This is a genomic window from Methylobacterium sp. WL12 (assembly GCF_008039475.1).
Lineage (GTDB): Bacteria > Pseudomonadota > Alphaproteobacteria > Rhizobiales > Beijerinckiaceae > Methylobacterium > Methylobacterium cerastii.
Genome location: NZ_VRUW01000041.1, coordinates 1 through 24,084, shown reverse-complemented (window position 1 = coordinate 24,084; position 24,084 = coordinate 1). Strand labels below are relative to the sequence as shown.

The window sequence follows — 24,084 nt, the reverse complement described above, 5'->3', positions numbered from 1 at the left end:
CGCGCAATGGCAGCGGGGCTCTCCCGGCACGTCGCCCTTATCGCACGCCTCTCGTGCTTCCTTCGCCGGTTAAGACATCGCCTAGTCTTTGGCGTGTGACGGCCTCACCCCGGCGCAACAAGTTCCTCTCGACTAAGGCTGACGACCCTTCGTCCGGTGCCCTCGACGAGCCCTGACCGTCGACACCAGACTCCCGCTCCCTGGTACCCGGACCTCAAACCGGGGCGCTCGTTCTCAAGCGTAGCGGATCAGCCCGGCAAAGCCCTCGTCCATGTGGTCCTGATGGTGGCAGTGGAAGAAAGTCGTGCCGGGCTGATCCGCCACGAAGTCGATCTCCGCCTTCGAGAACCTGGGCATACTGATCGTATCCTTCATCAGACCGGACATGGACTGGTCCCCTACCTTGGTCACCTCGAACGTGTGCCGATGGAGATGCACCGGGTGCTCATCGCCGCTATGGTTGTCCATAACCAGTCGATAGCGTTTCCCCTCCCGGACCGTGAACAGCGGGTTGGTGTCGGGCCAGGACTTGCCGTTGATCACCCAGCGGTTGTACCCCCCGCGCCCCCCGAGGACCTTTTCGAACTTCAGGGCGATGGTCTCATCCGGCGCGGACGCCGCCTCGGTCCGGGCGAACGCGGCATAGCGCCAATCGTCCCTCTGCGGCTGGACCCATTGCGCCTCGCCCTGCCGGTTCGCGTATTCGACGACCACGCCCAGGCCCATCTGGCGTTCGTCATCCTTGGTCGAGCCGAGCACCCAAACGCCCGGGTTGTTCATTTCCACGATGACGTCGGCCCGCTCCGCCACGTCGAGCTTCAGCACCTCGACGGCGGCCTGAACCGGCACAGTGTTGCCGTCGAGGGCGATCACCTGGAAGCGGTGACCGGGCAGCGACAGCGATATGCCCATGCTGGCGTTCGCGTTGAGGATGCGGAAGAGCACCCGCTCGCCCTCTCGGACCCGCACCGGCTCGCCGTATCCCAGCATCCGTTCGCCCAGCGTCGCCGAGCGATACATCGCCTCCAGGCCGTTGTCCGGCGGCGGCCCCTTCTTCATGTCCTGCATGCTGACCCAGTGGCCCTCCCAGGTGTGGGAGGCCAGCAGCACCTCGCGGTCGTATCGTCCCGGGTCGCCCGCAGCCGGCTCGACGATCAGGAAACCGAACTCGCCGGAGTAGGTGCTCTTGGTCAGGTCATCCATGGCCATGGCGTGGCTATGGTACCAGCGGGTGCCCGCCGGCTTCGGCGTGAACGCGTACTCCAACGACTGGCCCGGCTGGATGATGGGCGAGCCCTCCTCGTTCGCACCGTCCTCTTTCGGCGGGATATGCAGCCCGTGCCAATGGACGAGGTTGGGATAGCCGCTGTCATTGACGACGTTGATGCGGACCGACCTGCCCTCCTTCAGGCGCAAAGCCGGCCCGGGCACAGTTCCGTTGTAGGCCGTCGTCCGGATGACCTTGCCAGGCGCGATCTCGTGCGACACCGGCGCGATCCGGATCGTGTGATCGGCCGGAAGTGCGGCGCGGGCGCGAGCGGCCGGGAGTGCGAGTCCAACGGTGGCGGCACCGGCCATCAGCAATTGGCGACGGTCGGGATGGGCGAGCGGGTTCGACATTCGAGCGTCCTGGGTGCTGCGCGGCGGACACTTAAGCTACGTGCGGAAGCAAGCGCCGGTTCGGGTTCGACGGGTCGTTGCGGGTTGAGTGCCGCTCGCGGAACGACGGGACCGCTACCTCGTGGTCAAACCACCTTGCCGACGAGGTGTCCGATGCCCGCGGTCGCGGCCATCGCGAGGGCGCCCCAGAACGCCACTCGGGCTGTCGGTCGTAGGATCTCGGCCCCGCCGACCTTTGCCCCGAGGGCTCCGAGCATGGCCAGGAAGACCAGGGACGCTCCCGAAACGAGGTACACCACAAGGTTGGCCGGCGAGACTGCCGCCACCGCCAGGGGCAGCGCCGCTCCGGACGAGAAGGTCGCCGCGGATGTCAGCGCTGCCTGAACCGGACGCGCGGTCGTGAACTCGGAGATCCCGAGCTCGTCCCGCGCGTGGGCGCCCAGCGCATCCTTCGCCATGAGTTGCTGGGCCACCTTAAGGGCCAGGTCCCGGTCGAGGCCACGGGTGACGTAGATGGCGGCGAGTTCGTCGCGCTCGGCTTCGGGGTCCTGTTCGAGTTCGCGGGTCTCCCGGGCCAGGTCGGCCCGTTCGGTGTCCGATTGGGAGCTGACCGAGACGTATTCGCCCGCCGCCATCGACATCGCGCCGGCCACGAGGCCCGCGCAGCCCGCCACCAGGATCTCCCCGGTGGACGCGGTGGACGCGGCGACGCCCACGATCAGGCTGGCCGTCGAGACGAGCCCATCGTTGGCGCCGAGCACTGCTGCCCGTAGCCATCCGATGCGGTCGATAAGGTGGTTTTCTGCGTGGGGTGCGCGCACTGCGTTCAACGTCTTTCCGAGGTGAGCCGTGCGGCACGGCTCGGAAGGATGCGCCGCAGGATGTTGTCGTGCCAAAGGTAGTGGTGGACCAGCGCGGCGGCGGCATGGAACAGCGCCAGCGCCATCAGGATGTTGGCGGCGACCCCGTGCCAGTGGGTCAACGGCCGGCGCCATTCCGGGTCGCCGATGGCCGGTAACGCCAGCGGCCCAGCGAGGGTGACGCCGCGCACGAGGGCGTTCGCGATGCCGAGCCCTGCGATCATGAAGAGCAGCGTGTACAGGGCGGCATGGGTCGTCTTGGCCAAGATGTGCAGGGCGCCCGGATCCTCTACGGGAAGCCGGCGGCCGCCGAACCATCTCCAGAGCGGCAACGCGACGATGACGGCGGTGAGGACGAAGCCTAGGTCGAAGTGAGCCGACCAGATCCCGGAGCGCACGGCCCCCTTTGGCAGGATGTCTTCGAGGAAGGTGCCGATCAGCCAAAGGACCAACACGAGGCTGGCAGTCAGCCAGTGCAGGGCGATGGTGCCCCGGTCGTAGGCCGACGCGCCTGGATTTCCGGCGACGGTGGCGCGTCTCGTGCTCGAACTCATCGCTGCATGTCCGCTACGGCCGTTGAGGCATGGGATGGGACGACATGGCTCGATGCCAAAGCCGCTTCGGACGACCGGCGCGGCAGGAGGCGACGCCCCTTGGCGCTGAGAGACCAAAGGCCCGGAGCGTTGCCACGGCGCGGTCCCGGCTTGATGAACCCGCGTTCGAACAGGGAGCGCACCGTGCGCATCTCCCACGGTCCGGGGAAACGAAGCGACCCTTCACGCTCCAGGCGACGCAGCATGGTCCGCTGCACCGGAGTGAGGGAACGCCAGATCCGTGATGCGTCGAGGCAACCCATAATCAGATTAGAGCTATTCCAATCTTTAGAGAAAGCGCAAGCGGTCGATGGCCCTGTCCGGAAACGGGCAGGGCCATCGCCACGCCTCAGGGCTTGGTCGAACTACCGCTCGCGTTCGGCGCTTGTTGACCCTGCAGGTCGACCGGCTTGTTGTCGTTGAGGTCCCAGCCCGTGTTCGGGTCGGTCTTGGTGCGCTGGAGTTGGGCGCGCATCTGCCACTGGTACTTGGCAACGCCGTGCTCGACCTCTTGCAGGAGGTTGGAGGTGGTCGGGTCGACCTCTTCCGTCGCCTTGATGGCCGCGTTCACCTCCTCGCCGACCCGCTTGTAGGCGTTGGTGAACCAGACCAGGATCTGGGCGTCGTCGAGGAAGCCACCGGGAATCTCGGGGACACCGGAGGTCTTGGCGATGGTGTTGGCGCGGCCGTCGGCCGAGGACCCGACGGCGAGCAGGCGCTCGGCGATGGTGTCGGCGTACTTGGACAAGCCCTCGTAGTGCTCCTGCAGGAGCAGGTGCAGCGGGTAGTACAGGGTGCCGGAGGCGTTCCAGTGCGCCTGCTTGGTTTGGAGCTGAAGCTGCTGCAACTCGGTCAGGGTCTGCTGGAGGGCGGCGACGTCCTTCTTGATCGCGTCCGCGCCGCCGTCGAGGCCGATGACCGGAAGCGTCGTCATCTCGTTGGTCGGGAAGGCACCGACCGGCTGCGCGCTGGTGGTCTTGGTCTGCGAGGCGCCGCGGACATCGTCGGTGCTCTTGGCGGTCGGCTGGTCGGCCTGGGCGAGGTCGATCCGCGAGAGGACCTTCATCGCGCTCGGGGCCGGCGGCGCGACGGTTGGCGTTCCGTTGGCGAGGACGGGAAGCGGCAGGGCCGTCCCGAGGAGGAGCATGGCTGAGAGGAAACGGGCGTTCTTCATGAGGTGCTGATGGGACCTTGGAGGAGGCACCGCCCTGGGCGGGCGATGAGTAAATGGAAAACGAACGCAGTTTGGAAGCGTTCGAAAATGACACCGAATTTAAGGTCGGCCTGGTCATGGCCTGAGATGCGATGGACGTGGCATCCGGCATGGAAGCCTCGGCCTTCGCTCATCACGCGAGACCTTTGGGGCCAGGCGCTATGAGCGCCGGCTTTCGAAGGCAGGCTGGTCGTTCACCCCATGACCGACGGATGATGCTCCGCCGTCAGGCATGCCATCTCGAAGCGACATCCACCGCGGGGACCGTCACCGACGGTGAGGGGAAATCCGTGCAGCTTGGCGATGGCCGCGACGAGGCCGAGACCGAGGCCGTTACCCTCTGTCTGCCTGGCACGCTCCGCACGATAGAACCGCTTGAAGACATGGGCTCGCTCGCCGGCGGCGATGCCCGGACCCGTGTCCTCCACGGACACCACGGCGACGCCGTCGCGCCAGGCAAGACCGATCCCGACGCGGCCTCCGGTCGGAGTGAACTTTATCGCGTTGTCGAGGAGGTTCGAGACCGCCTCGAAAATGAGGCTGCGGTCGCCCCGAACGGCGGACGCTCCCTCCTGGATGCCGATACCGATGCCGATGACGAGGGTGATGCCCTTCTCGTCGGCCAAAGGTTCGAACAACTCCGCGGCCTCGCTCACCACGAGCCGTAGGTCGACCGGCCCGAAGGCGGCGCAGCGCCGTCCGTGTTCGATCTCGCCGATGCGCAGGACCGCCGTGACCATCTCCAGGGTCTGGTCGATCCAGATGAGCCCTTGGTCCACCGCTTGGCGCAGTTCCTCGATGTCGCGGGCTTGATCGCGACCTCGCTCCAGACGCAGCCTCAGGCGCGTGAGCGGCGTCCGGAGATCGTGGGCGACGGCGTCACCCACTCCGCGCACTTCCTCCATAAGGCGCTCGATCTCGTCGAGCATGCCGTTGACGTCCCGTGCCAAGCGGTCGAATTCGTCCCCGGCTTCGCCGACCGGCAGGCGCTGGCGCAAGTCGCCCCGCATCACCTGCGCGACCGCCGCTTCAGTCGATGCCAAACGTCGCCGGGCGCGTCCGGCTAGCAGGACGCCGCCAAGGATGGAGAAGGCCAGGGTCGGGACGAGGGCGAGGCCCAGCGCCCGGATCACCGTCGCCTTGGCGCGGTCGATCTCGTCGGTGTCGTGGGCCACGACCACCACGCTGCCGTCGTCCAGGGCGAGGGCGGCCGACCAGAGCTCCTCGTGCAGGCGCCGTCCCGCGATGGCCACCTGCGTGCCGATCCGGTGGACCTCGCCGTCGAGGGGCAGCTCCGGTATGCGGACGTCGAGGTTGCCGGCAAGCTTGCGACCATCCGTCCCGAACAGACCGGCAAAATGGACGCTGTGCAGGTCCTCACTGATCCAGGTTTCGATGCGAACGGCTGCCTTGGCCTGATCCCCGGCGGCGTACCGGACCTCGTGGCGCAGGACCTGGGCGAGCTCGTCCTGCATGAACGCTGCGGTCTGCCAGTACACGAAGGCGAAGAGCAGCAGCGAGAGCAGCGTCGACCACAGCGCGATGCCCAGGGCCCACCGGAACGCGAAGGAGCGGACGAGCCTAGACATCCGGGGTCAGGGTGAAGCCCTCTCCCCGGACGTTGTGGATCAGTATCGGCTCGCCTTCGGCCTCAAGCTTTTTGCGCAGGCGTCCGACATGGACGTCGATGACGTTGGACTTGGGCGCGAAGCGGTAGTTCCAGACCTCCTCGAACATCATCGCCCGGGTCACGACCTGCCCCGGCCGCCGCATGAGGTATTCGAGCAGCTTGAGTTCGCGCGGCAGGAGATCGAGGTCGCGCATTCCCCTGCGACCGGTGCCGGCGATGAGATCGAGCTCTAGTGTCCCCACCCTGAGCACCGTCTCGCGGGAGTCCGTCGGCCGCCGCAGCAAGGCCTCGATCCGGGCCGCGAGTTCGGCGAGGACGAAGGGCTTGCCAAGATAATCGTCGCCGCCGGCGCGAAGGCCGCGGATGCGCTCGTCGACGTCGCCGAGTGCGCTCAGGACCAGCGCGGGCGTCCGGTCGCCGGTTCCGCGCAGGTCGCGCAACACAGTGAGCCCGTCCAGGCCCGGAAGCATCCGGTCGAGGACGATGGCGTCCCAAGAGCCCGTCCGTGCGCTGGCGGCGCCCTCCGGCCCGGTGGCGGCCCATTCCACGGCATGCCCGCGCCCGCGCAGGTCGGCGAGGATCTCCTCGGCCGTCGCGGCGTCGTCCTCGATCAGCAGCAGCTTCGCCAACCCGGTTCACTCCCGGGCTCACGCCCCTGTCCCGGTGATTGATGTGGTTCGGGACAGGCCCCGGGACCACGAGTGTGAACGCGAATTTAATGGCGGGTTTGGTCGCCCGCTCTATGTCTTAGAACAACTCTAATCTGATATGTGGACGACACCGTGCTGAGGGAGGCGGAGACCGACATGCCCGGGACCGACGATGCCGAGATCGTCGACCGTGGCGGTGTGCACACGTCGGCGAATGCCAGTGGATCGGGCTCGTCGGGAGCACCCATCAGCTCCGCGGCATCCGGTCCTGCATCCACTAAGTTTGGTCGTCGTTCGCGGTGGGCCCTGGTCGTTTGTCTGGCCGCGCTTGGGCTGGGCGGGTGGTGGTATCGCGACGCTGTCCGGCCTTTTGTCGAACCGCTTCTCCAGACAGTCGGGTTGGCGCCTTCGGCACCCGAGGCCGCGACGACGACCCCTGCCGCCTCCGAGCAGCCGACAGAGGACAACGTCGTCCGGCTCGATGCCGACGGCCAGGGCCGCCTCGGACTGGCCTTCGGGCAATCCGAGACCCGCCGGATCATCCTGCCCGTGCGGACCCCCGGCATGGTCGCCTTCGACGAGCGCCGGGTCACCCGCCTGAAGCCCCGCACCTCGGGTCGGGTCCTGAGCCTGTCCGTGCAGCCGGGCGACCGGGTGAGTGCAGGGCAGACGCTGGCCACCCTCGATGCCTCCGGCGTCCTCGACGCCAGGAACGGCCTCGCCGCCGCCCAGGCCAGCCTTGGCGAGGCCCAGGCCACCGAGAAGGTCGCCGAGATCAATCTCAAGCGCGGCAGCGACCTTGTCCGGATCGGCGGCGTCGCCCAAGCGGAAGTCGACCGTCGGCAGGTCGAGCTCGCCAAGGCGCATGCCGCGACCCTGTCCGCAAAATCGCAGGTCGACCTCTACCGGGCGCAGTACGAGCGCCTCGCCCCGGCCCCCGGAGAGGCTCCGGGCACCAGCGCCATCGTCTCGCCGATCAACGGTGTGGTGACGATGGCGGGGATCACCCTGGGCGAGGTGGTCGACACCAACCGTGACGCCTTCACGGTTGCGGACCCGTCGCAGATCCAGGTGCTGGCCAACCTCTACGGCCACGACATCGCCACCGTGAAGGCCGGCGACCGGGCGACCATCGAAGCCCCGGTGACGGCGCATCCCCATTTCGAGGGCCGAGTCCGGTCGGTCAACGCCGCCATCGACCCGACGACCAATACTGCCCCCGCCCGCATCGAGATCGCGAACCCGGACGGGACGTTGCGCGCCAACATGTTCGTCTCCGTGGAGATAGCCGCCGACCTAGGGCGCGAGGGCGTCACGGTTCCGGCCGCCGCGATCCAGCAGACCGAGGGTGGCCCCATCGCCTTCGTGCGAACCGGCGACGACCGCTTCGAGAAACGGGACCTCAAGCTCGGTATCCAGCGTGCCGACTGGGTTGAGGTGACGTCCGGCGTGGCGGCGGGTGAGACGGTGGCGACGCAGGGAAGCTTCGGCCTCAAGGCCATCCTGATGCGCGCGCTCCTCGGCTCGACGGATTGAGGCCGCCATGAACGCTTGGTTCGCCCTCCTCATCCGCCGCCGCTGGCTCGTCGTGATCCTGGCGCTCGCCGGGGCGGTCGGCGGCATCGTCAACCTCGAAGGCCTGTCCATCGACGCGGTCCCGGATGTGTCGCCCAAGCAGGTGATGGTCCTGACCCTGTCGCCGGGCCTCGGCCCGCTTGAGGTCGAACGCCTCGTGAGCTTCCCCGTCGAGAACGCGATGGCCGGGGCGCCGGGCCTGTCGGGCATCCGCTCGACCTCGCGCTACGGCGTCTCGGCGGTCTACGTCACCTTCGACGACGCCATGTCGATCACCGAGGCGCGCTCGCAGGTGTTCCAGCGTCTGCCATTGGCCAAGACCATGATGCCGGCCGGCGTCGGCGATCCCGAGATGGGGCCGATGGCGACGGGCTTAGGCGAGATCTACCAGTTCGAGGTGCGCGGCCCGGGCTACTCGCCGATGGCCTTGAAGCGCATCCTGCAATGGACCATCGCGCCGAAGCTCAAGCTCACCCCCGGCATCGCCGACGTGAACGTCTACGGCGGACAGATGCCGACCTACGAGGTTCGCATCGCCGCCGAGAACCTGCACCGCTACGGCGTCACGATGGCCCAGGTCTATACGGCGCTTTCCGAGAACAACGCCGCGCGTGGCGGCGCCTACATCGAGCACAACGACCAGCAGGAGGTCATCCGCGGCCTCGGGCTGGCCAAGGATACGAAGGACCTTGCCAACGTCGTCGTGACCACCGGCCCCGGTGGCGTTCCGGTGACTGTTGCGACCCTGGGCGAGGTGGTGGAAGCCCCGAAGGTGCGGCTCGGCGCCGTGACGCACGATGCGGCGGGCGAGACCGTCGTCGGCATCGCCATGATGCAGCAGGGCGAGAACGCCAGCGCCGTGGTCGTGGCCGTGAAGCAGACCATCGAGGCCCTGCGCCCGCAGCTGCCGCCGGGCGTCGACATCGTGCCGTACTACGACCGCAGCACCCTGGTGGCGCGGACCATCCGCACCGTCGAGCACAACCTCATGGAGGGGGCAGTGCTCGTCATCGTCGTGCTGCTCCTGCTGCTGGGCAACCTTCGGGCCGGCCTGATCGTGGCGGCCGCGATCCCCCTGTCGATGCTGATGGCGTTCGCCGGGATGCGGCTGTTCGGGCTGTCGGGCAACCTCATGAGCCTCGGCGCCATCGATTTCGGCCTCATCGTCGACGGCGCCGTGGTGATGATCGAGAACGTCCTGCGCGCCCGAGGAGAGCACCCGGAGCGTCCGGCCGAGGAGGTCATCCGCAAGGCGACCGTGGAGGTGGCGCGCCCGATCCTGTTCGCGGTGGCCATCATCATCATGGTCTACCTGCCCATCCTCGCCCTCGAAGGGGTGGCGGGCAAGATGTTCCGGCCGATGGCGCTCACCGTGATCCTGGCGCTCGCCGGCTCGCTGGTCCTGACGATGACGCTGATGCCGGCGCTGGCCGCCATCGTGCTGGCAGGCCCCGGCATCGGCGAACGCGAGACGCGGCTCGTCCATTGGGTCCGCAGCGCCTACACGCCCGTGCTGAGGCTGGCCGAGCGCCGCACGGGGATCACCGTCCTGGTGACGTTCAGCTTGTTCGCCGGCAGTTGCTGGCTCGCGACGCGCCTGGGCGGCGAGTTCCTGCCCAAGCTCTCGGAAGGCTCCATCGTCATCACGTCGGAGAAGCTGCCCGGCATCAACCTCGACGCCTCGCTCAAGGTCATGCACCGGATCGAGCAGACGCTGAAGAGCTTCCCCGAGGTCAAGCGGGTCGTGTCGCTTACTGGCAGCGCCGAGATCCCCACCGACCCGATGGGCGTCGAGTCCACCGATAGCTTCATCACGCTGGCCGAGCCGTCGACGTGGACGACGGCCGACACCCAGGAAGGCCTCGTCGCCGCCCTCGACAAGCGCCTTCGGGCGGAGGTGCCGGGGGTGTCCTACGCGTTCTCGCAGCCGATCCAGATGCGGATGGACGACCTGCTGGAGGGCGTTCGCGGCGACGTGGCCATCAGCCTCTACGGCGACGACCTCAAGGTGCTCAAGGACAAGGCCGACGCCATCGTGCGCGCGGTCTCCAGCGTCTCGGGGGCGGCCGACGTCAAGGCCGAGGCGCAAGCCGGCATGCCGGCGCTCTCGATCCAGGTCGACCGGGCGGCGGCCGCCCGCTACGGCATCAACGTCAGCGACGTCCTCGACGTGGTGGAGAGCATCGGCGGCCGCACCGCCGGCATGATCTACGGCGACGACAACTCCATCACCGACATCGTGGTCCGGTTGAAGTCCACCGACCGGAGCGACATCGAGCGCATCCGCGACCTGCCCGTGGGGCGCAGCGGAAAGGCGCTGGTGCCGCTCTCGCTGGTCGCCTCGGTCGACGTTGCGACGGGGCCGGCCCAGATCAGCCGGGAGAAGCTCCAGCGCAGGATCTCGGTCCAGGCCAACGTTCGCGGCCGCGACGTCCAGAGCTTCGTGACGGACGCGCAGGCCGCGGTCCAGGCGCAGGTTCCCCTGCCACCGCGCTACTCCCTGCAGTGGAGCGGGCAGTTCCAGAACCTTCAGGAGGCGACGAGCCGGCTCTCCGTCGTGGTCCCGGCCGCCATGGCGGCGATCCTCGTCCTGCTCGTAATGATGTTCGGGGACATCCGGCTGGCCGGGCTGATCTTCCTGAACGTGCCGGTGGCCGCCACCGGCGGCATCGTCGCCCTGTATCTCCGCGGGTTGCCGTTCTCGATCTCGGCGGCGATCGGCTTCATCGCCACCTTCGGCATCGCCATCCTCAACGGCGTGGTGCTGACGAGCTACATCCGCGACCTCGAACGCGTCGGCCTCGATGCCCGCGAGGCGGCGACCCGCGCCGCCGAGATGCGCCTGCGGCCGGTGCTGATGACGGCGCTGGTGGCGGCGCTGGGGTTCCTGCCGATGGCGCTGTCGACGAGTGCCGGCGCCGAGGTGCAGCGTCCGCTCGCCACGGTGGTGATCGGCGGCCTCGTCACGGCGACCCTGCTCACCCTCGTCGTGTTGCCGGCTGTGTATCCCTACCTGGCGCATATCCGGCTTCCGTGGCGACCTCGCGGTGATGGCGAGCCGGAAGTGAAGGCGCATGGCGGTCTTCGGGCGGGCGCCGATGGCTAGGAACCTTCGGGTCGCGCCGGCGACGGCACTCGCTATCGTGATGGTGCTCTTACCGGGCATGCGATCCGCGACCGCCGCCGACTTCGATTGCGTCGGCTTCCTCAGGATGCACGGCATGCTGCGCAGGGCTTCGACGGCTTGTGGCTTCACCGAATACAACCCGGACATCGTGGATCGGGCCCGCATCTGCTTCGATACTCTCGGCAGCCGCCGCGGCACCGAGGAGGTGCAATCGGGGGTTGCGGAGTTCGAACGACTACGGTCCACGCGCCACTACGATGCGGTCTGCGCGATGCTGGCCGCCAAGTTTTCCATGGTCGTCCGGCCGTGAGGCCCCCCATCGTTCGGACAGATGGGCAACGGCAAGCCCAAGCTCTGCATGCGGGCGCTCACGAAGCCCTTACCGATGGCGTTCCCGGCCGCCTGCATCGCAGAGCCGACCGCCCCGCCGCCGTGATGACCATTAGCGGAGAGTGGTACGTATGCCGACGGATGATGACGGCGGCCTCGACGGGGCCGAACGGACGCGAGCGATACTGAAGCGCATCGCGGACTTGCTCGGCTGCGATCCATCAGCGCTTGCCGATGGCGGCCTGCAAGGCCGCGGCCACGAAACGGTCGGAGCGCGGGAATTGGTTCTCGCTTGGCTCGACATCGAAGACCCGGATGACCGACGCCGCGTCGTTGACCTTGCACGTGCGCTCTCGCGGTCGAGTACAAAACCCGGGCCTGATGCCCATTGAAAGGAATGTCGCGCCGGCACCTTCGCCCGCCCATCGGGCAAGAGGAGCTTCAGGTGAGAACTTGGATAACTCCCAGGGCCGAGATCACGGACCATCGGCGCGTCGCGCCCATCGGATGGCTACCGGGCACCGAGCACGGGCAGCCAGAGCGCCAGCGCCGCCAGGGTGACGAACAGCACCGGCGGGGTGATGACCAAGCCGACGCGCATGTACTGGCCCCAGGTGATGCGCTGGCCCTTGGTGTCGAGGACGTGTAGCCAGAGCAGGGTCGCCAGACTCCCGATGGGCGTGAACTTCGGGCCGAGGTCGCAGCCGATGACGTTGGCGTAGACCATAAGCTCGCGCATCAGGGGCGACAGGTCCGGGGCCTGCTGGATCGAGAGCGCGCCCACCAGCACGCTCGGCATGTTGTTCATGACCGAGGACAGGATGGCTGCGGCGACCCCCGTGCCGATGGTGGCCACGAACGGTCCGTGGCCCGAAAGCCAGACGAGGCATTGCGCCAGATAGTCGGTCAGGCCGGCGTTCTTCAGCCCGTAGACGACGAGGTACATGCCGAGGCTGAACAGCACGATCTGCCAGGGGGCACCCGCTAGCACCTTGCGGATGGGAATGACGCGGCTGCGATTGGCCAGCGCCAGCAGCACCACGGCGCCGGCGCAGGTGACCGCCGAAACCGGCACGCCGAACGGCGCCGTTACGAAGTAGGCCACCAGCAGCAGGGCCAGGAGTGGAAAGGCCGCCTTGAACACCAGTGGGTCCTTGATCGCGTGCCGCGGCGCTTCGAGCTCGGCCGCCGGGTACGTGGCCGGCAGGTCACGCCGGTAGAACAGCCACAGCACCACCAGGGTCGCGGCGAGCGAGACCAGGTTCACCGGCACCATCACGGCGGCGTAGCGGCTGAAGGAGATGTCGAAGAAGTTCGCCGAGACGATGTTGACGAGGTTCGAGATCACCAGGGGCAGGCTGGTGGAGTCGGCGACGAACCCGCAGGCGACGATGAAGGCCAGGGCCGCTGCGGGCTTGAAGTCGAGGCGCAGCAGGATGGCCAGAACGATGGGGGTGAGCAGCAGGGCCGCGCCGTCATTGGCGAACACCGCCGCGATGGCGGCCCCGAGGAGGATCACCAGCGGGAACAGCAGGCGCCCCCGCCCCCCGCCCCAGCGGGCGATGTGCAGGGCCGCCCAATGGAAGAAGCCCGCCTCGTCGAGGAGCAGCGAGATGATGATCAGGGCGACGAAGGTGAAGGTGGCGTCCCAGACAATGTGCCAGACCACCGGGATGTCCCCGGGGTGGATGACCCCGGTGGCGAGCGCGACCGCGGCTCCGATCAGGGCGCTCCATCCGATCCCGAACCCCTTCGGCTGCCAGATGACGAAGACGAGGGTGACGACGAAGATGGCGAGCGCGAGCATCGGGACCGTTTCTTATTCTTGATGACGTGTAGCGATCAGGCGGTGGCGACGCGGCGCCCGTGCTCGTCGACCACGCGCTCGCCGTCCTCCTTGACGAACTCGCCCTGCTGGGCCGGCAGGAGGTCGAGGACCGCCTCGGACGGTCGGCAGAGGGCGACGCCCTTCGGGCTCACAACCAGCGGGCGGTTCAACAGGATCGGTTGTGCCTCGATGGCATCGAGAAGCCGGTCGTCCGATAGGGACGTGTCGGCGAGGCCGAACTCGGCGTAGGGCGTCCCCTTCTCCCGCAGGAGGTCTCGGACCGTGACGCCGGCGCGCTCGGCGAGTTGGCGGACCAGGATGCGGTTCGGCGGCGTCTTGAGGTACTCGATCACGTGCGGCTCGATGCCGGCGTTGCGGATTAGGGCCAGGGTGTTGCGGGACGTGCCGCAATCCGGGTTGTGGTAGATCACGACGTCCATCAGGCGGTTCCCTCGCAGCAGGCGGATAGGGCGACGATGGCCGGGCCGCAGACCTCGGGTCGGCCCTGGCAGCAGTCGCTCATCAGGAACTGGATGAGCTCCGACAGGTCCGGGTAGGCGGCGCTGTAGATGATCGACCGGCCCTCGCGCCGAGAGGTGACCAGGCCGGAATGGCTCAGCTCCTTCAGGTGGAACGACAGGTTGGTGCCGGACACCCCGACTGCCTCGGCGAGCATGCCTGCCGCCATCCCGTCAGGTCCGGCGGTGACGAGTTGGCGCACGATCCGCAGGCGGTGCTCCTGCCCGAGGGCCGCGAAGGCAGCGACGGCTTGCCGTTCGTCCATCATGATGTCAATATCTCAACCATCGTTGAAACGTAGAGGAATGAGACGTCTTGGACAAGCCCCGACAGCCCTTCGCCGATGGAATGCCGAACCTGAGCGAGGGGCACTTCGTCGTTCCGACGACGGCCGGCCTGCAAGTCGCGACGCCGTTCACCCACGCCCCTCGCTTCCTGATCCTGTACGGGTCGCTCCGGGAGCGCTCGTTCAGCCGCTTCCTGGCCTACGAGGCCGCGCGCTTGCTGGAGGCGATGGGCGGCGAGGTGCGGGTCTACGACGCGCGCGGCCTGCCGCTGCCCGACGACGTCACGGCCGATCACCCCAAGGTTCAGGAACTCCGGAACCTCTCGATCTGGTCGGAGGGCCACGTCTGGGTCAGCCCGGAGCGGCACGGTGCCATGACCGGGGTCATCAAGAGCCAGATCGACTGGCTCCCCCTGTCGGAAGGATCGGTGCGCCCGACGCAGGGCCGGACCCTGGCCGTGATGCAGGTCTCCGGCGGCTCCCAGTCATTCAATGCGGTCAACGGCCTGCGCGTGCTCGGGCGCTGGATGCGGATGATCACCATCCCCAACCAGTCCTCGGTCCCGATGGCCTACAAGGAGTTCGACGACGCCGGCCGGATGAAGCCGGGGCCGCTCTACGACCGCGTCGTCGACGTCTGCGAGGAGTTGGTGAGGTTCACCCTCCTGACCCGGGAGCGGGCCGACTATCTCGTCGACCGCTACTCCGAGCGGAAGGAGCGCGAGCCCGAGCGCCTGAAGGCCGTGGCGGTCGACATCGGGTTCATCAAACAATCTTCGTGACCCGACCGGAGCTGGCACCGATGCATCGTCAGCATGACGAGGCGATGGCAGGGGACGCCGCCATCCTCGCCATGATCTCCCCCAGCGTCACCGGACGCCAATTCCAGCAATCGACGCCGACGTCGAGGCTCGTCCGGGTGGCCGGGATGCCGCCGTGGGAATGGCCGTAGACGTGAAGGTCGCCGTGCCAGGCATGAGGCCACGTCACGTGCGCATAATGGCTTGCCCACAGCGCCTGGCGTCGGGGCATGCCCGGATCCTGGACGAAGATCCGTTGGACGTCGACGACGGGTCCGGCCCATCGGAGGCGGTCACCAAGACCGTGGTCGTGGTTGCCCCGGATCAAGTGGATGCGACCGTGCAGGCGAACCTGGATGGAGGCGGCATACTCCAAGCTGCACTTGTGGGCGAAGTCACCGAGGTGCCAGACGATATCGTCCGGTCTGACGGCCTTGTTCCAGGCGACGACCAGGGCGTCGTCGTGGGCCTCGATGGTCTCGAAGGGACGGGGTCGAGGCATGCGGGGGCTGAGCATGCTCTTGTGCCCAAAATGGGTGTCAGCCGTCAGCAAGGTTCTTGGCATTTAAGCCTCCAAAATAACGGAGGCCTTTTCGCTTTGCGCGGCGCTCCGAGGTCAGGGGTGAAGGTGCAAGTCCCTGGATTTCATCGGTCGAGCGCTCCTGTCGGGCGGTAGTGATCGCATCGCCGGCGCCCGTCCGACAAGGATGAACCGGACGGGATCCACTGGCAAAGGCCGCCCTTGCACCAGCTCCGTGTGCAGCCTGAGCTCACGGGCCGACGTGGCGCACTTCATCGTCGGCGATATCGACCGGAAGATCTACGAGCGCAGGGGCGTCGTGCTGGTTGGCTGAAGTTGGGGACTGGCCCTGCAGGTGATGCATGTCGGCTCGGACGGGGGGCTTCAGTTGGAAGGCGGAGCCCCGCCACGAAGCCGCACCGTTGCCTGAAGGGCGTGGCACTGGGCAAAACGAAGGTTGCCAACCACCTTCAGGCCATCGGAAAGCGCGAAGGATCGAGCGATGAGCAATGAAAGGGCCGTGCTGGCCGGCGGATGCTTCTGGGGCATGCAGGACTTGATCCGGCGCCAGGAGGGGATCGTAGCGACACGTGTCGGGTACTCCGGCGGCGACGTTCCCAATGCGACCTATCGCAATCATGGCACCCACGCCGAGGCCATCGAGATCACCTTCGATCCGTCACGGACGAGCTTTCGAAGGATGCTGGAGTTCTTCTTCCAGATCCACGATCCTTCGACCCCGAACCGCCAGGGCAACGACCGCGGCTCGGGCTATCGTTCGGCGATCTTCTACGTCGACGATGACCAGCGTCGCGTCGCCGAGGACACCATCGCGGACGTCGACGCGTCCGGGCTCTGGCCCGGGAAGGTGGTCACCGAGGTCGCTCCGGTGGGGCCGTTCTGGGAGGCCGAGCCGGAGCACCAGGATTATCTGGAGCGCCGGCCCGACGGGTACACCTGCCACTTCGTCAGGCCGAATTGGACGCTGCCGGTCCGGGTCGAGGCCTGAGGTCGCCTGAGTTGGTGCTCGGGAGGCCGTGCCATGTTGCATGGCCTCCCTCAATGACGCTGAGCCGCCGGAAAGGCCGACGGCCGCGATACGGCTTGGTCAGAGGATGGGCATTCCACCGGCCACGGTGATCAGGGCCCCCGAGGTGTAGCTGCTCTCGTCGGAGGCCAGCATCACGTAGGCCGAGGCGAGCTCCGCCGGCTGGCCCGGGCGGCCGAACGGCACCTTCGAACCGAACGACTTCACCGAGTCTTGGTCCATGCCGGAGGGGATGAAGGGCGTCCAGATCGGCCCCGGCAGGACGCCGTTCACGCGGATGCCCTTCTCGGACAGCAACTGGGCGAGGCTCAGCACCATGTTGCTCAGGGCACCCTTCGTGGCGCTGTAGGCGAGCAGCGACGGCATCGGGTGCTTCGAGTTCACCGACGAGGTGAAGATCACCGAGGCACCGGGCTTCATGTGGGCCACGGCCGCCTTCGTTACGTAGAACGGGCCGAAGACGTTCGTGCGGAAGTGGTCCTCGAACACCGCGTCCTCGATGCTATCCAACCCCTCGTTCGGCTGCTGGAAGGCGCCGTTGTTCACGAGGAGGTCGAGGCCGCCGAACGCCTCGGCGGTGCGTGCCACGATCTCGCGCCCGTAGTCCGGGTCCTTGAGATCGCCCGGCAGGAGCAGCGCCCGCCGTCCGGCCTTCTCGATCCAGGACTGGACCGCCTCGGCGTCCGCCTGCTCCTCGGGCAGGTAGGAGATGGCCACGTCCGCCCCCTCGCGGGCGAAGGCGATGGCGACCGCCCGTCCGATGCCGCTGTCGCCACCGGTGATCAGCGCCACCTTGCCGGAAAGCCTGCCGGAACCCTTGTAGCTCTCTTCGCCGTGATCTGGCTCGGGGGTCATCTTCCCGGTCTTGCCGGGGAAGCCCTGGGGCTGGGCCTCGAACGGCGGCCGGGGGTACTTATGCAGGGGATCAGTCGTCATGGTGGGTCTCCTAAGGGAATGCCGACCCAACAGGATTTACCCGGTGGTGTTCCTGTGGGCGGCGCATGCCCGTCCCGCCTTTCATCCCGCAGCATGAGCCGGAGCCGGTCTCTCGGGCCGTTCGAAATGGTTAACGGATTCCGTCCAACGAGTAACGATGCCGGGTCACGCCGCATCTTTCTCCAAGGCCCGTCATGGCCCTCGTCGCTGAACGGCGCCCGTCCCGGGCGAATGCGGTCCAGATGTCCGGATGAGATTTCGGTGAACTCACCGAGGACGAGCCGTAGGTTATTCCGTCGGCTTGGATCGCGCGGTCAGCTTGTTTCCGTCCGGATCACGGAGGTAGGCGACGAAGGCACCGTTCGGGCGCTCGGCGGGTGGGCTCTCGACCGCGTTACCCCCGTGCTCGGTGCCTGCCCTATGCCAGGCGAGAACATGGTCCGGGCTCGCAGCGGCGATGCCGATGGTGCCGCCGTTGGCTGAGGTCGCGGCTTGGCCGTTGATCGGCTTGGTGATCATCAGGCGACCGTCCTCGTAGTCGTAGATCAACCTGCCCCTGGTATCCATCTCGCCAGGCTGACCGCCCAACGCGGCGAACGTGGCGTCGTAGAAGACCCTGGCCCGCTCAAGGTCGTTGCTGCCGATCATGACGTGGGTGAACATGCTTTCCCTCCGAAGGTCGACCGACCGCCGCTCCGAAGGTCAACGGAGCGTGCGCTGGTACATCGCCCTCAGCTCGCTCCAGCCACGCTCGGCGGCCTCTCGGTCGTACACGGGAAAGTCCGGCATCATCCAGCCGTGCTCGGCCGGGTAGGTCTCGGTGCGGAACGTCACGCCGGCGCCGGTCAGCGCTTCCTCAAGCTTGGCGGCCATCTCGGGCGGGTAGCTCCGGTCGTTCTCGGCCGCCGCGACGTAGACCTCCGCTTTGATATGCGGTGCCCCCCGGTGTGGGCTGGTCGGCGCATCGGTGGCGAGGTTCCCGCCGTGGAAGCTCGCCACGGCGGCGAAGCGGTCCGGGAATACGGCCGCCGCGGCGAGCGCCATGCCCCCGCCCATGCAGAAGCCAACAGCGCCGACATGACGCCCCACGACGTCGCTGCGCGTATCGAGGTAGGCAATGAGTGCACCCGTATCCTGGGCGGCCTTGTCGTTCCCGGTCGTAGCCATTAGCGGACCGAGGATGGCTCGAAAGTCGCCCTTGAACACCTCCGCAGGCACGAACGGCTCATAGGGCCCGTAGCGGTAGAACAGGTCCGGCAGCAGCACAACGTGGCCGATGTCCGCGAGACGCTGCGCCATCTCGACCATGGCGGGCCGGATACCGCCGGCATCCATGTACATGATCGCTGCCGGCCACGGGCCAGTGCCTCCGGGCGTTAGGACATGCGTGGGGCATGCGCCGTCGTGGGTCCGGACGGTCACTTGTTCGTACGGCATCAAATGGCTCCAGGCGTGCAATGCGGCCGGCGGTTTCGCCGGGAAGCGCACCTTCCTGATGTTTGGAAAGATCAGGAGATGTCTTCCCCAAGGATGTAGGATGCCGACCCCTCAAGACGATGGCCCTGAACCCGTACGGCTGGAGCTTCCAAGACCCCGAGGAAGATAGGCTGCAGGTGTTGCCGGCCAACTGTCGTTACAGACGATGGCGCTCGCATGCTCAACCCCTCAAGAAGCGAGTGCCCTTGCCCACACGGCTTGCAACTGTGCTTCAGTACACCTCAACCTCTCGCCCTCGGTGCGGAATTGGCTCATGGCAAGGAAGACGCGCTGTTCCATCGCGTGGGCCAAAACCGAACTCGACCATCGTTGGCGCAAGCGCAGTTCCCACCGCTCTCCGATCTCCTCGTGAGGTACGTGGCGATTTATATCGTCAAGCCGAGTATCGGTGTCCTGGGCGTGCCCGACCTTCCAGATGTTCCTTCGTCCAAAGCGAAGGGCATAGGTCCAAGCTTCCGCGCTCGCGTCTCGGACGACGGTGCCTTCCCAATCTACCGGGATCGGACCGGTCGTGGGGCGACCTTGCTGGAGCGCCTCTCCCAACTCGGTCAGTCGCTTGATCACTGGATGGGGCGGGAGGGGCACCTCGGTCCTTGGAAGGGCCATCACGGCGCGGGCATCACGCTCGTCGAGTTCGACCGCCCGTACCGTCGCCTCAAAAGTCAATTGCTCCCGGAGGACGTCAAGTAGCTTCAGGCGAGGCTCGTTGAACGCCCATGCCCGAAGGATCGGAAGACCACTGGGCCATACAAGGGTGCCGTCAGGGTGCAGGTCGAAGGACCTGAACGTCGCCGGATCGATGATGTCCCTGGCGTCGACGGCGATCCGCGCGAACTCAGCCATGCCGAGCAACCGACCACGATCACCCTCATCCGTCGGGGCGTCTTGTGTCCCGACGAAAACGATCAGGTCGCCGGGGTCGGAGGCCCTGATCAGGGCATCTCGGTTCCCCGCCTTCCCGAACGTTACGACAGGTCGCGTGACGGGATCGAATCCGAAGAACCGTTTTGCGAAGATCCTCACCGATGACCTCTCAGGCTGCCATGCTCATGTCGAACATGTCCTTGAGGTCGGTGTCCGAGACGGGAGGCATCAGGAGGTTTCTCGACATCTCCCGTTTCCGTTCGAGCATGCCGTGGAGGGTCACGTCGAACGTCCTGTTGCCTAGCGTCGGATGTACGGCCATCGGGATATGGATGGTCACCGCCTTGTCCTGGCCGATGCGGTAGACCCGGTCGTTGCACTGATCCTCTACGGCCGGGTTCCACCAGCGGCTGAGATGAAGGACATGGTTCGCGGCCGTGATGGTGAGACCGACGCCGGCTGCCTTCGGCGACAGGATCATGACATCGAAGCCGCGCCTCCGTCCCTGGAACTCGTCGACCAGCTTCTGGCGGCGGATACCCGGCGTATTCCCATTGATGATCAGCGGCTCGTCCATGCCGAACATCGTCGACATCGCTTCGGCGAGAAGCGCCTGCATGCCGCGCTGCTCGACGAAGATCAGCCCCTTCTCCCCGCTACGCTCAAGGCCGCGGAGGATCTCGAACGATTTCCCGAGCCGGGCGGACTGTTCGATCCACTCCCGGCACCCGCGCACCGTGGATAGGTCGACGTCGCTCGGATCGCCTGGATAGAGCGAGATGCCACGCAGGTTCTGGATCACTTCGAGCATTGCACCCCGAGCCCGGGCGCCATCACCCTCCAATGCCTGCGCCACGATCCGTCCGTAGGCCTCGGCCTGCACGGTCGGCATCATCGTTGGGTAGGTCTCGATCCTTTTCTCGGGAAGACCTTCGAGCTCGTCCTCCTTCATCCTGCGCAGCATGATGGCGGGGGCGCCGCGGACGGATTGCTTCATCTGGTCGGACAGCGCCCTGTAGCGGTCGGGATCGCCGTCACGATAGTCGCGCGAGAACGAGCGCAGGTCTCGCAGGAAGCCCGGGAAAACCCGGTCCATGATGCACCAGAGATCCTCGATCCGGTTCTCGATGGGAGTGCCCGTCAAGCCGAGGACGAAGTCGGCATTCACCGTTTTCGCCGCCCAGGTATTGAGCGTGCCGGGGTCCTTGACCTTCTGCATCTCGTCAAAGAGGGCGACGGAGAAATTGACCCGGGCGAACGACGCATGGTTGTCCGCGAGCGTCTCGTAGGTGGTGAGGACCCAGTCATGATCGGCGAGCTTGCGCCAGTCGAGGGTCTCTCCGCGGAGCCTTGCCGCATCGTCGGGATTCCGGAATTTCTTGATCCCGCCGCCGAAGACCTGGGCCAGATCCTTACCGAGCGCATTCGGCGCGAGGTGCCTGTCAGCCTCCTGCATCCAGTTCTGCAGCAAGGCGGTGGGAGCGACGATCAGGATCGGTCCCTTGTTGACCTCCGTGTTTCCTCTGGAGAGCGCGGTTCGCTTGTTCTCGGTGATCCAGGCGAGGAATGCGAGGCCTTGGAAGGTCTTGCCCAAACCCATGTCATCGGCGAGCAGGACACCGGGCCAGCCGGCAACCCACGCGTTCACGAGCCAGTCGTACCCTTCCTGCTGATGCCGCTTGAAGGTGGTCGCGCCCATGCGTGCCGTCGGCAAGCTTCTCGGTATCACCGGATTGCGTGGACGGCGAAGGACCTCGAAGGTGACCTCCTCGAAGTTGGTCTCGATCTGAGCTGCTACATCGACGTGTCGGCGGTCAGGCGCTTGGCTGAGAGAATCGCCGGAGGTGTTAATCTAGTTGAGGTCCACCTCGCCTTCGAGCTGATGGAAGCGTGGCGTGGTCGAACACCGTCCGACCTGCAACGCGAGCTGGATCAACTCCGGACAGCGTTCGGACCCGACGTGCGTATCTGTTGGTCGCCGTTGCGGCTTGGATCGCTCATGCATGCTAAGGCTTTTGCTGTCGTTCAGGTCACAAAAGACGGCTACGGCGTAGGTTTGGTCTGGATCGGCTCTGGGAATGCGACCCGGCCCGGATTAGGCGGTGTCCCGACTAACAGCAGAATTAACGTCGAGCTGATGAGCCTGACCGTCGAACAAGAGGGCGTTCAGGCCTTTCTCGGACACTGGCAGTGGCTGCTCAATAGGGCAACGTCCCTCGATACAGCCCTGCACCGCCATGACGAACGGAGCTTCACCTACGGCCTCCTCGCGAGCGGCGTCTACCTCCACAAGTGGGAAGGCCGCATAGGCGAGAAGGTCAGCATCCGCTACGCCCTGACCCCTGAAGGGCGTAGTCGGGTGACGGTTGATCCGACCCTGCAGGCATTCGGCGCCGATGTGGATCAGGTGACGATCTCCCGCAATCCGCTCTCGACCGTTATGGAAACGGCTGGGCAGAGATCGTTGCCGAACGGCTTCACCCGCAATTACGCCGTCGACACCTTCCTCGGACTGTGGTGCCCGCGAGACATCTGGGCCTTGGCCGAGGAGTCGGTTCGCCACAGCGGTGAGTTCCAGGCCTTCCACAAGCGGTTCTTGACCGCGACGGAGACCGACCGCCTTGAGCAGCTCGTGGCCGCAGAAGGGCAAGCCGCATCAGGGATGGTGGAGCAAGGGCTGATCGTGGACCAAGAAGACCGTTTTGAGCGGTGGACCGCAAAGATTCAGTTATTACGCAACAACAAGGGTCAGCTCGAACGCTTGTTCCTCCGATACGATGCGTTCGAGTTGCCCTACGATTTTGGAAGTACGGACGAGCTTGAAGGGGTGAAAGCCAGCCTCCTCGAAACGCTCGCTCTGAGAGCGCGACAGTCGTTCGTCGTCTCTAAGCTGCGTGAGGCCGAGGCAACTCGGGACCTCACTGTCCTGGAACTGACGGCGGATGAGAGAGAGGACGTGCAGGATTGGCTCGCAGGACGCCCCCGCAAAACGGGCAGTGGCTCCGAGGCGTTCACCTTTTGAGGCAGTTCGCTTGATGCCTGAATTCATCAGCTATATTCGCAAACAGCGTTGCAATTTGTTTGTTGACTGAGGCGTTGGCATCTCGATAAAATTTCGATTTTCCGTCATATGGATGATGCGTCCGGGCCGATTTGTGACTAACGTAAAGGTCATCAACGCTCGAGCGTGCCCGGGGTCGGGGCGGTTTAGCAATGGTACACCGAGTGATGGGACCATGCTGGCTGAGATCCACTTCGAGTACGTGCGTTCTGCCACTTCTAACGGGAGTGAGGACGCTTACCTAGTGTACCTCGACAAAGTTCTCACCGCGCTACTTGTGCCGGCTGAGACTGGGTGGTTCCTGCAGTTCGGCCTGGGCAGCTGCGAGCGTGAAGGATTAATCTTCACGACCCTTGCCGCTGCCGAGAACTGGGTACGCCTCTGCGTTTGTGCGTCAGTCTAATCGACCATGCTCGATAAATCTAAGAATCGGTGTCTTTCGCCCTTATTTCAGCTGATTGCTCCTCAGACTAGCATGGCGAGACGCCCTAATAGCATTATGAGTTCAGCTTGACGGCCAGTTCCTGTCTTGGCGAAGACATTAGCCAGCTGGGTGCGGATCGTGCCCACGCTAACGCAATTGATTTTCGCTATTTCGACGACTGTTGCGCCGGACGCTAAAGTCGCGGCCAACCGCGCCTCAGCGGGCGTAAGATTGAAGAGTCGCTCCAGCACGGCCGCATTCGGCTTCGGCGCTTGATCGAGGTCGATCAAGATCACCACGGTGTGAGGTTGGTCTTCGCCAAGCAGGGGCACCGGCACCGCGCCAAGGATCAGCGGACGTTTTCCGGGCCGCTCAACCAGGATCCAGTTCTCACCATCGAGGGCCATCCGTGTGCGTGATTTGCTTAACAGCCGCTTGATCAGTTCACGTCCGGCGTCGGCGAGCAAATCGAGGTCGTCGCCGCATTCTCTGAACGTCTCCTGCACCATTCGATGAGCCGTTTCGTTAGCGGCCAGAACCTGGCCACCAGTCGACAGGATCAGGCCGCCGCACCCCATGCGCCCGAACACCTTCAGCAGGGGCATACCAATAGTCATCGTCGCCTGGTCAATCATTAACCGACCGAACGAAGGTAACGTAGCTGAGTTCCCTTTGAATCCCACGTAATTGCCAAATTATATAT

Annotated in this window: 23 protein-coding genes; 7 read left to right on the top strand and 16 right to left on the bottom strand. The window is 66.0% G+C overall.

From position 1 onward, the window contains the following. Positions 1-234: 234 nt before the first annotated feature. The 6 genes from FV226_RS15940 to FV226_RS15910 all read right to left on the bottom strand — a co-directional run bounded on the left by FV226_RS15940 (position 235) and on the right by FV226_RS15910 (position 6,545). Positions 235-1,620 carry a multicopper oxidase family protein gene (locus tag FV226_RS15940; protein WP_147763679.1) on the bottom strand — a complete coding sequence of 462 codons (1,386 nt, stop codon included), beginning with the start codon at positions 1,618-1,620 and terminating at the stop codon, positions 235-237. 125 nt (positions 1,621-1,745) lie between these two features. Beyond that, positions 1,746-2,441, bottom strand: coding sequence for a VIT family protein (locus FV226_RS15935; protein ID WP_147763689.1), 696 nt, complete (start codon positions 2,439-2,441; stop codon positions 1,746-1,748). 5 nt (positions 2,442-2,446) lie between these two features. Next, complete coding sequence (locus FV226_RS15930; RefSeq protein ID WP_147763678.1) at positions 2,447-3,034, bottom strand: cytochrome b/b6 domain-containing protein; 588 nt, start codon at positions 3,032-3,034, stop codon at positions 2,447-2,449. Positions 3,035-3,422: 388 nt separating this feature from the next. Further along, positions 3,423-4,247: a DNA starvation/stationary phase protection protein gene (locus FV226_RS15920; protein WP_147763676.1), complete on the bottom strand. Its 825-nt coding sequence runs from the start codon at positions 4,245-4,247 to the stop codon at positions 3,423-3,425. 233 nt (positions 4,248-4,480) lie between these two features. Next, complete coding sequence (locus FV226_RS15915; protein ID WP_246691624.1) at positions 4,481-5,761, bottom strand: ATP-binding protein; 1,281 nt, start codon at positions 5,759-5,761, stop codon at positions 4,481-4,483. A 106-nt stretch (positions 5,762-5,867) separates the two neighbouring features. Further along, entirely contained in the window at positions 5,868-6,545 is a 678-nt protein-coding gene (locus FV226_RS15910; protein WP_147763674.1) for a response regulator transcription factor, read from the bottom strand. Positions 6,546-6,686: 141 nt separating this feature from the next. On the opposite strand from FV226_RS15910, the gene FV226_RS15905 reads away from it, so the two are divergent. The 4 genes from FV226_RS15905 to FV226_RS15890 all read left to right on the top strand — a co-directional run bounded on the left by FV226_RS15905 (position 6,687) and on the right by FV226_RS15890 (position 11,990). Continuing rightward, complete coding sequence (locus FV226_RS15905; protein ID WP_246691623.1) at positions 6,687-8,102, top strand: efflux RND transporter periplasmic adaptor subunit; 1,416 nt, start codon at positions 6,687-6,689, stop codon at positions 8,100-8,102. Positions 8,103-8,109: 7 nt separating this feature from the next. Next, positions 8,110-11,247 (top strand): CusA/CzcA family heavy metal efflux RND transporter, encoded by a 3,138-nt coding sequence (locus FV226_RS15900; protein ID WP_147763673.1) that lies wholly within the window; start codon positions 8,110-8,112, stop codon positions 11,245-11,247. Further along, positions 11,216-11,578 (top strand): hypothetical protein, encoded by a 363-nt coding sequence (locus FV226_RS15895; RefSeq protein WP_246691622.1) that lies wholly within the window; start codon positions 11,216-11,218, stop codon positions 11,576-11,578. Before FV226_RS15900 ends, FV226_RS15895 begins: the two co-directional genes overlap by 32 nt. Positions 11,579-11,729: 151 nt before the next feature. Next, on the top strand, positions 11,730-11,990 hold the full coding sequence (locus FV226_RS15890) for a hypothetical protein (RefSeq protein ID WP_147763672.1): 261 nt from the start codon (positions 11,730-11,732) through the stop codon (positions 11,988-11,990). A 119-nt stretch (positions 11,991-12,109) separates the two neighbouring features. Here the strand turns inward: FV226_RS15890 and FV226_RS15885 are convergent, their stop codons facing one another. Genes FV226_RS15885 through FV226_RS15875 form a run of 3 tightly spaced genes read right to left on the bottom strand, consistent with a single transcriptional unit; the run spans position 12,110 to position 14,213 of the window. Further along, a complete protein-coding gene (locus FV226_RS15885; protein WP_147763671.1) occupies positions 12,110-13,405 on the bottom strand; it encodes an arsenic transporter in 1,296 nt (431 codons plus the stop codon). 35 nt (positions 13,406-13,440) lie between these two features. Then, on the bottom strand, positions 13,441-13,866 hold the full coding sequence (gene arsC, locus FV226_RS15880; RefSeq protein ID WP_147763670.1) for an arsenate reductase (glutaredoxin): 426 nt from the start codon (positions 13,864-13,866) through the stop codon (positions 13,441-13,443). Beyond that, the gene (locus FV226_RS15875; RefSeq protein ID WP_147749977.1) at positions 13,866-14,213 is read right to left on the bottom strand and encodes a metalloregulator ArsR/SmtB family transcription factor; all 348 of its coding nucleotides are present in this window, start codon (positions 14,211-14,213) and stop codon (positions 13,866-13,868) included. The genes arsC and FV226_RS15875 overlap by 1 nt, the downstream gene beginning before the upstream one ends. 47 nt (positions 14,214-14,260) lie before the next feature. On the opposite strand from FV226_RS15875, the gene arsH reads away from it, so the two are divergent. Further along, positions 14,261-15,013 (top strand): arsenical resistance protein ArsH, encoded by a 753-nt coding sequence (arsH, locus tag FV226_RS15870; RefSeq protein ID WP_147763669.1) that lies wholly within the window; start codon positions 14,261-14,263, stop codon positions 15,011-15,013. Between the two features lie 28 nt (positions 15,014-15,041). Here arsH and FV226_RS15865 read toward each other — a convergent pair whose 3' ends face one another. Then, positions 15,042-15,584, bottom strand: coding sequence for a metallophosphoesterase (locus tag FV226_RS15865; protein WP_348644112.1), 543 nt, complete (start codon positions 15,582-15,584; stop codon positions 15,042-15,044). A gap of 469 nt (positions 15,585-16,053) precedes the next feature. Here FV226_RS15865 and msrA point away from each other — a divergent pair, with 469 nt between their 5' ends. Then, complete coding sequence (gene msrA, locus FV226_RS15855) at positions 16,054-16,560, top strand: peptide-methionine (S)-S-oxide reductase MsrA (protein WP_147763667.1); 507 nt, start codon at positions 16,054-16,056, stop codon at positions 16,558-16,560. 99 nt (positions 16,561-16,659) lie between these two features. Here msrA and FV226_RS15850 read toward each other — a convergent pair whose 3' ends face one another. The 5 genes from FV226_RS15850 to FV226_RS15830 form a co-directional block, all read right to left on the bottom strand. Continuing rightward, complete coding sequence (locus FV226_RS15850; RefSeq protein WP_147763666.1) at positions 16,660-17,535, bottom strand: SDR family oxidoreductase; 876 nt, start codon at positions 17,533-17,535, stop codon at positions 16,660-16,662. Positions 17,536-17,823: 288 nt separating this feature from the next. Then, a complete protein-coding gene (locus FV226_RS15845; protein WP_147763665.1) occupies positions 17,824-18,198 on the bottom strand; it encodes a VOC family protein in 375 nt (124 codons plus the stop codon). A gap of 39 nt (positions 18,199-18,237) precedes the next feature. Beyond that, a complete protein-coding gene (locus FV226_RS15840; RefSeq protein WP_147763664.1) occupies positions 18,238-18,972 on the bottom strand; it encodes a dienelactone hydrolase family protein in 735 nt (244 codons plus the stop codon). Between the two features lie 228 nt (positions 18,973-19,200). Then, positions 19,201-20,055, bottom strand: coding sequence for a hypothetical protein (locus FV226_RS15835; RefSeq protein WP_147763663.1), 855 nt, complete (start codon positions 20,053-20,055; stop codon positions 19,201-19,203). Positions 20,056-20,065: 10 nt separating this feature from the next. Continuing rightward, positions 20,066-21,595, bottom strand: coding sequence for a DEAD/DEAH box helicase (locus FV226_RS15830; RefSeq protein ID WP_147763662.1), 1,530 nt, complete (start codon positions 21,593-21,595; stop codon positions 20,066-20,068). Positions 21,596-21,718: 123 nt separating this feature from the next. Between FV226_RS15830 and FV226_RS15825 the strand changes: the two genes are divergently transcribed. Further along, entirely contained in the window at positions 21,719-22,918 is a 1,200-nt protein-coding gene (locus FV226_RS15825; protein ID WP_147763661.1) for a hypothetical protein, read from the top strand. A gap of 504 nt (positions 22,919-23,422) precedes the next feature. Here the strand turns inward: FV226_RS15825 and FV226_RS15815 are convergent. Next, positions 23,423-24,016, bottom strand: coding sequence for a helix-turn-helix transcriptional regulator (locus FV226_RS15815; protein WP_246691620.1), 594 nt, complete (start codon positions 24,014-24,016; stop codon positions 23,423-23,425). Positions 24,017-24,084 lie beyond the last annotated feature (68 nt).

What these genes read in the sequence shown, in the direction of transcription:
- FV226_RS15940 (WP_147763679.1), bottom strand. Translation starts at nt 1,620, where the DNA reads ATGTCGAACCCGCTCGCCCATCCCGACCGTCGCCAATTGCTGATGGCC.
- FV226_RS15930 (WP_147763678.1), bottom strand. Translation starts at nt 3,034, where the DNA reads ATGAGTTCGAGCACGAGACGCGCCACCGTCGCCGGAAATCCAGGCGCG.
- FV226_RS15920 (WP_147763676.1), bottom strand. Translation starts at nt 4,247, where the DNA reads ATGAAGAACGCCCGTTTCCTCTCAGCCATGCTCCTCCTCGGGACGGCC.
- FV226_RS15915 (WP_246691624.1), bottom strand. Translation starts at nt 5,761, where the DNA reads ATGCAGGACGAGCTCGCCCAGGTCCTGCGCCACGAGGTCCGGTACGCC.
- FV226_RS15900 (WP_147763673.1), top strand. Translation starts at nt 8,110, where the DNA reads ATGAACGCTTGGTTCGCCCTCCTCATCCGCCGCCGCTGGCTCGTCGTG.
- FV226_RS15895 (WP_246691622.1), top strand. Translation starts at nt 11,216, where the DNA reads ATGGCGGTCTTCGGGCGGGCGCCGATGGCTAGGAACCTTCGGGTCGCG.
- FV226_RS15890 (WP_147763672.1), top strand. Translation starts at nt 11,730, where the DNA reads ATGCCGACGGATGATGACGGCGGCCTCGACGGGGCCGAACGGACGCGA.
- FV226_RS15885 (WP_147763671.1), bottom strand. Translation starts at nt 13,405, where the DNA reads ATGCTCGCGCTCGCCATCTTCGTCGTCACCCTCGTCTTCGTCATCTGG.
- arsC (WP_147763670.1), bottom strand. Translation starts at nt 13,866, where the DNA reads ATGGACGTCGTGATCTACCACAACCCGGATTGCGGCACGTCCCGCAAC.
- FV226_RS15875 (WP_147749977.1), bottom strand. Translation starts at nt 14,213, where the DNA reads ATGATGGACGAACGGCAAGCCGTCGCTGCCTTCGCGGCCCTCGGGCAG.
- msrA (WP_147763667.1), top strand. Translation starts at nt 16,054, where the DNA reads ATGAGCAATGAAAGGGCCGTGCTGGCCGGCGGATGCTTCTGGGGCATG.
- FV226_RS15850 (WP_147763666.1), bottom strand. Translation starts at nt 17,535, where the DNA reads ATGACGACTGATCCCCTGCATAAGTACCCCCGGCCGCCGTTCGAGGCC.
- FV226_RS15845 (WP_147763665.1), bottom strand. Translation starts at nt 18,198, where the DNA reads ATGTTCACCCACGTCATGATCGGCAGCAACGACCTTGAGCGGGCCAGG.
- FV226_RS15840 (WP_147763664.1), bottom strand. Translation starts at nt 18,972, where the DNA reads ATGCCGTACGAACAAGTGACCGTCCGGACCCACGACGGCGCATGCCCC.
- FV226_RS15830 (WP_147763662.1), bottom strand. Translation starts at nt 21,595, where the DNA reads ATGGGCGCGACCACCTTCAAGCGGCATCAGCAGGAAGGGTACGACTGG.
- FV226_RS15815 (WP_246691620.1), bottom strand. Translation starts at nt 24,016, where the DNA reads ATGATTGACCAGGCGACGATGACTATTGGTATGCCCCTGCTGAAGGTG.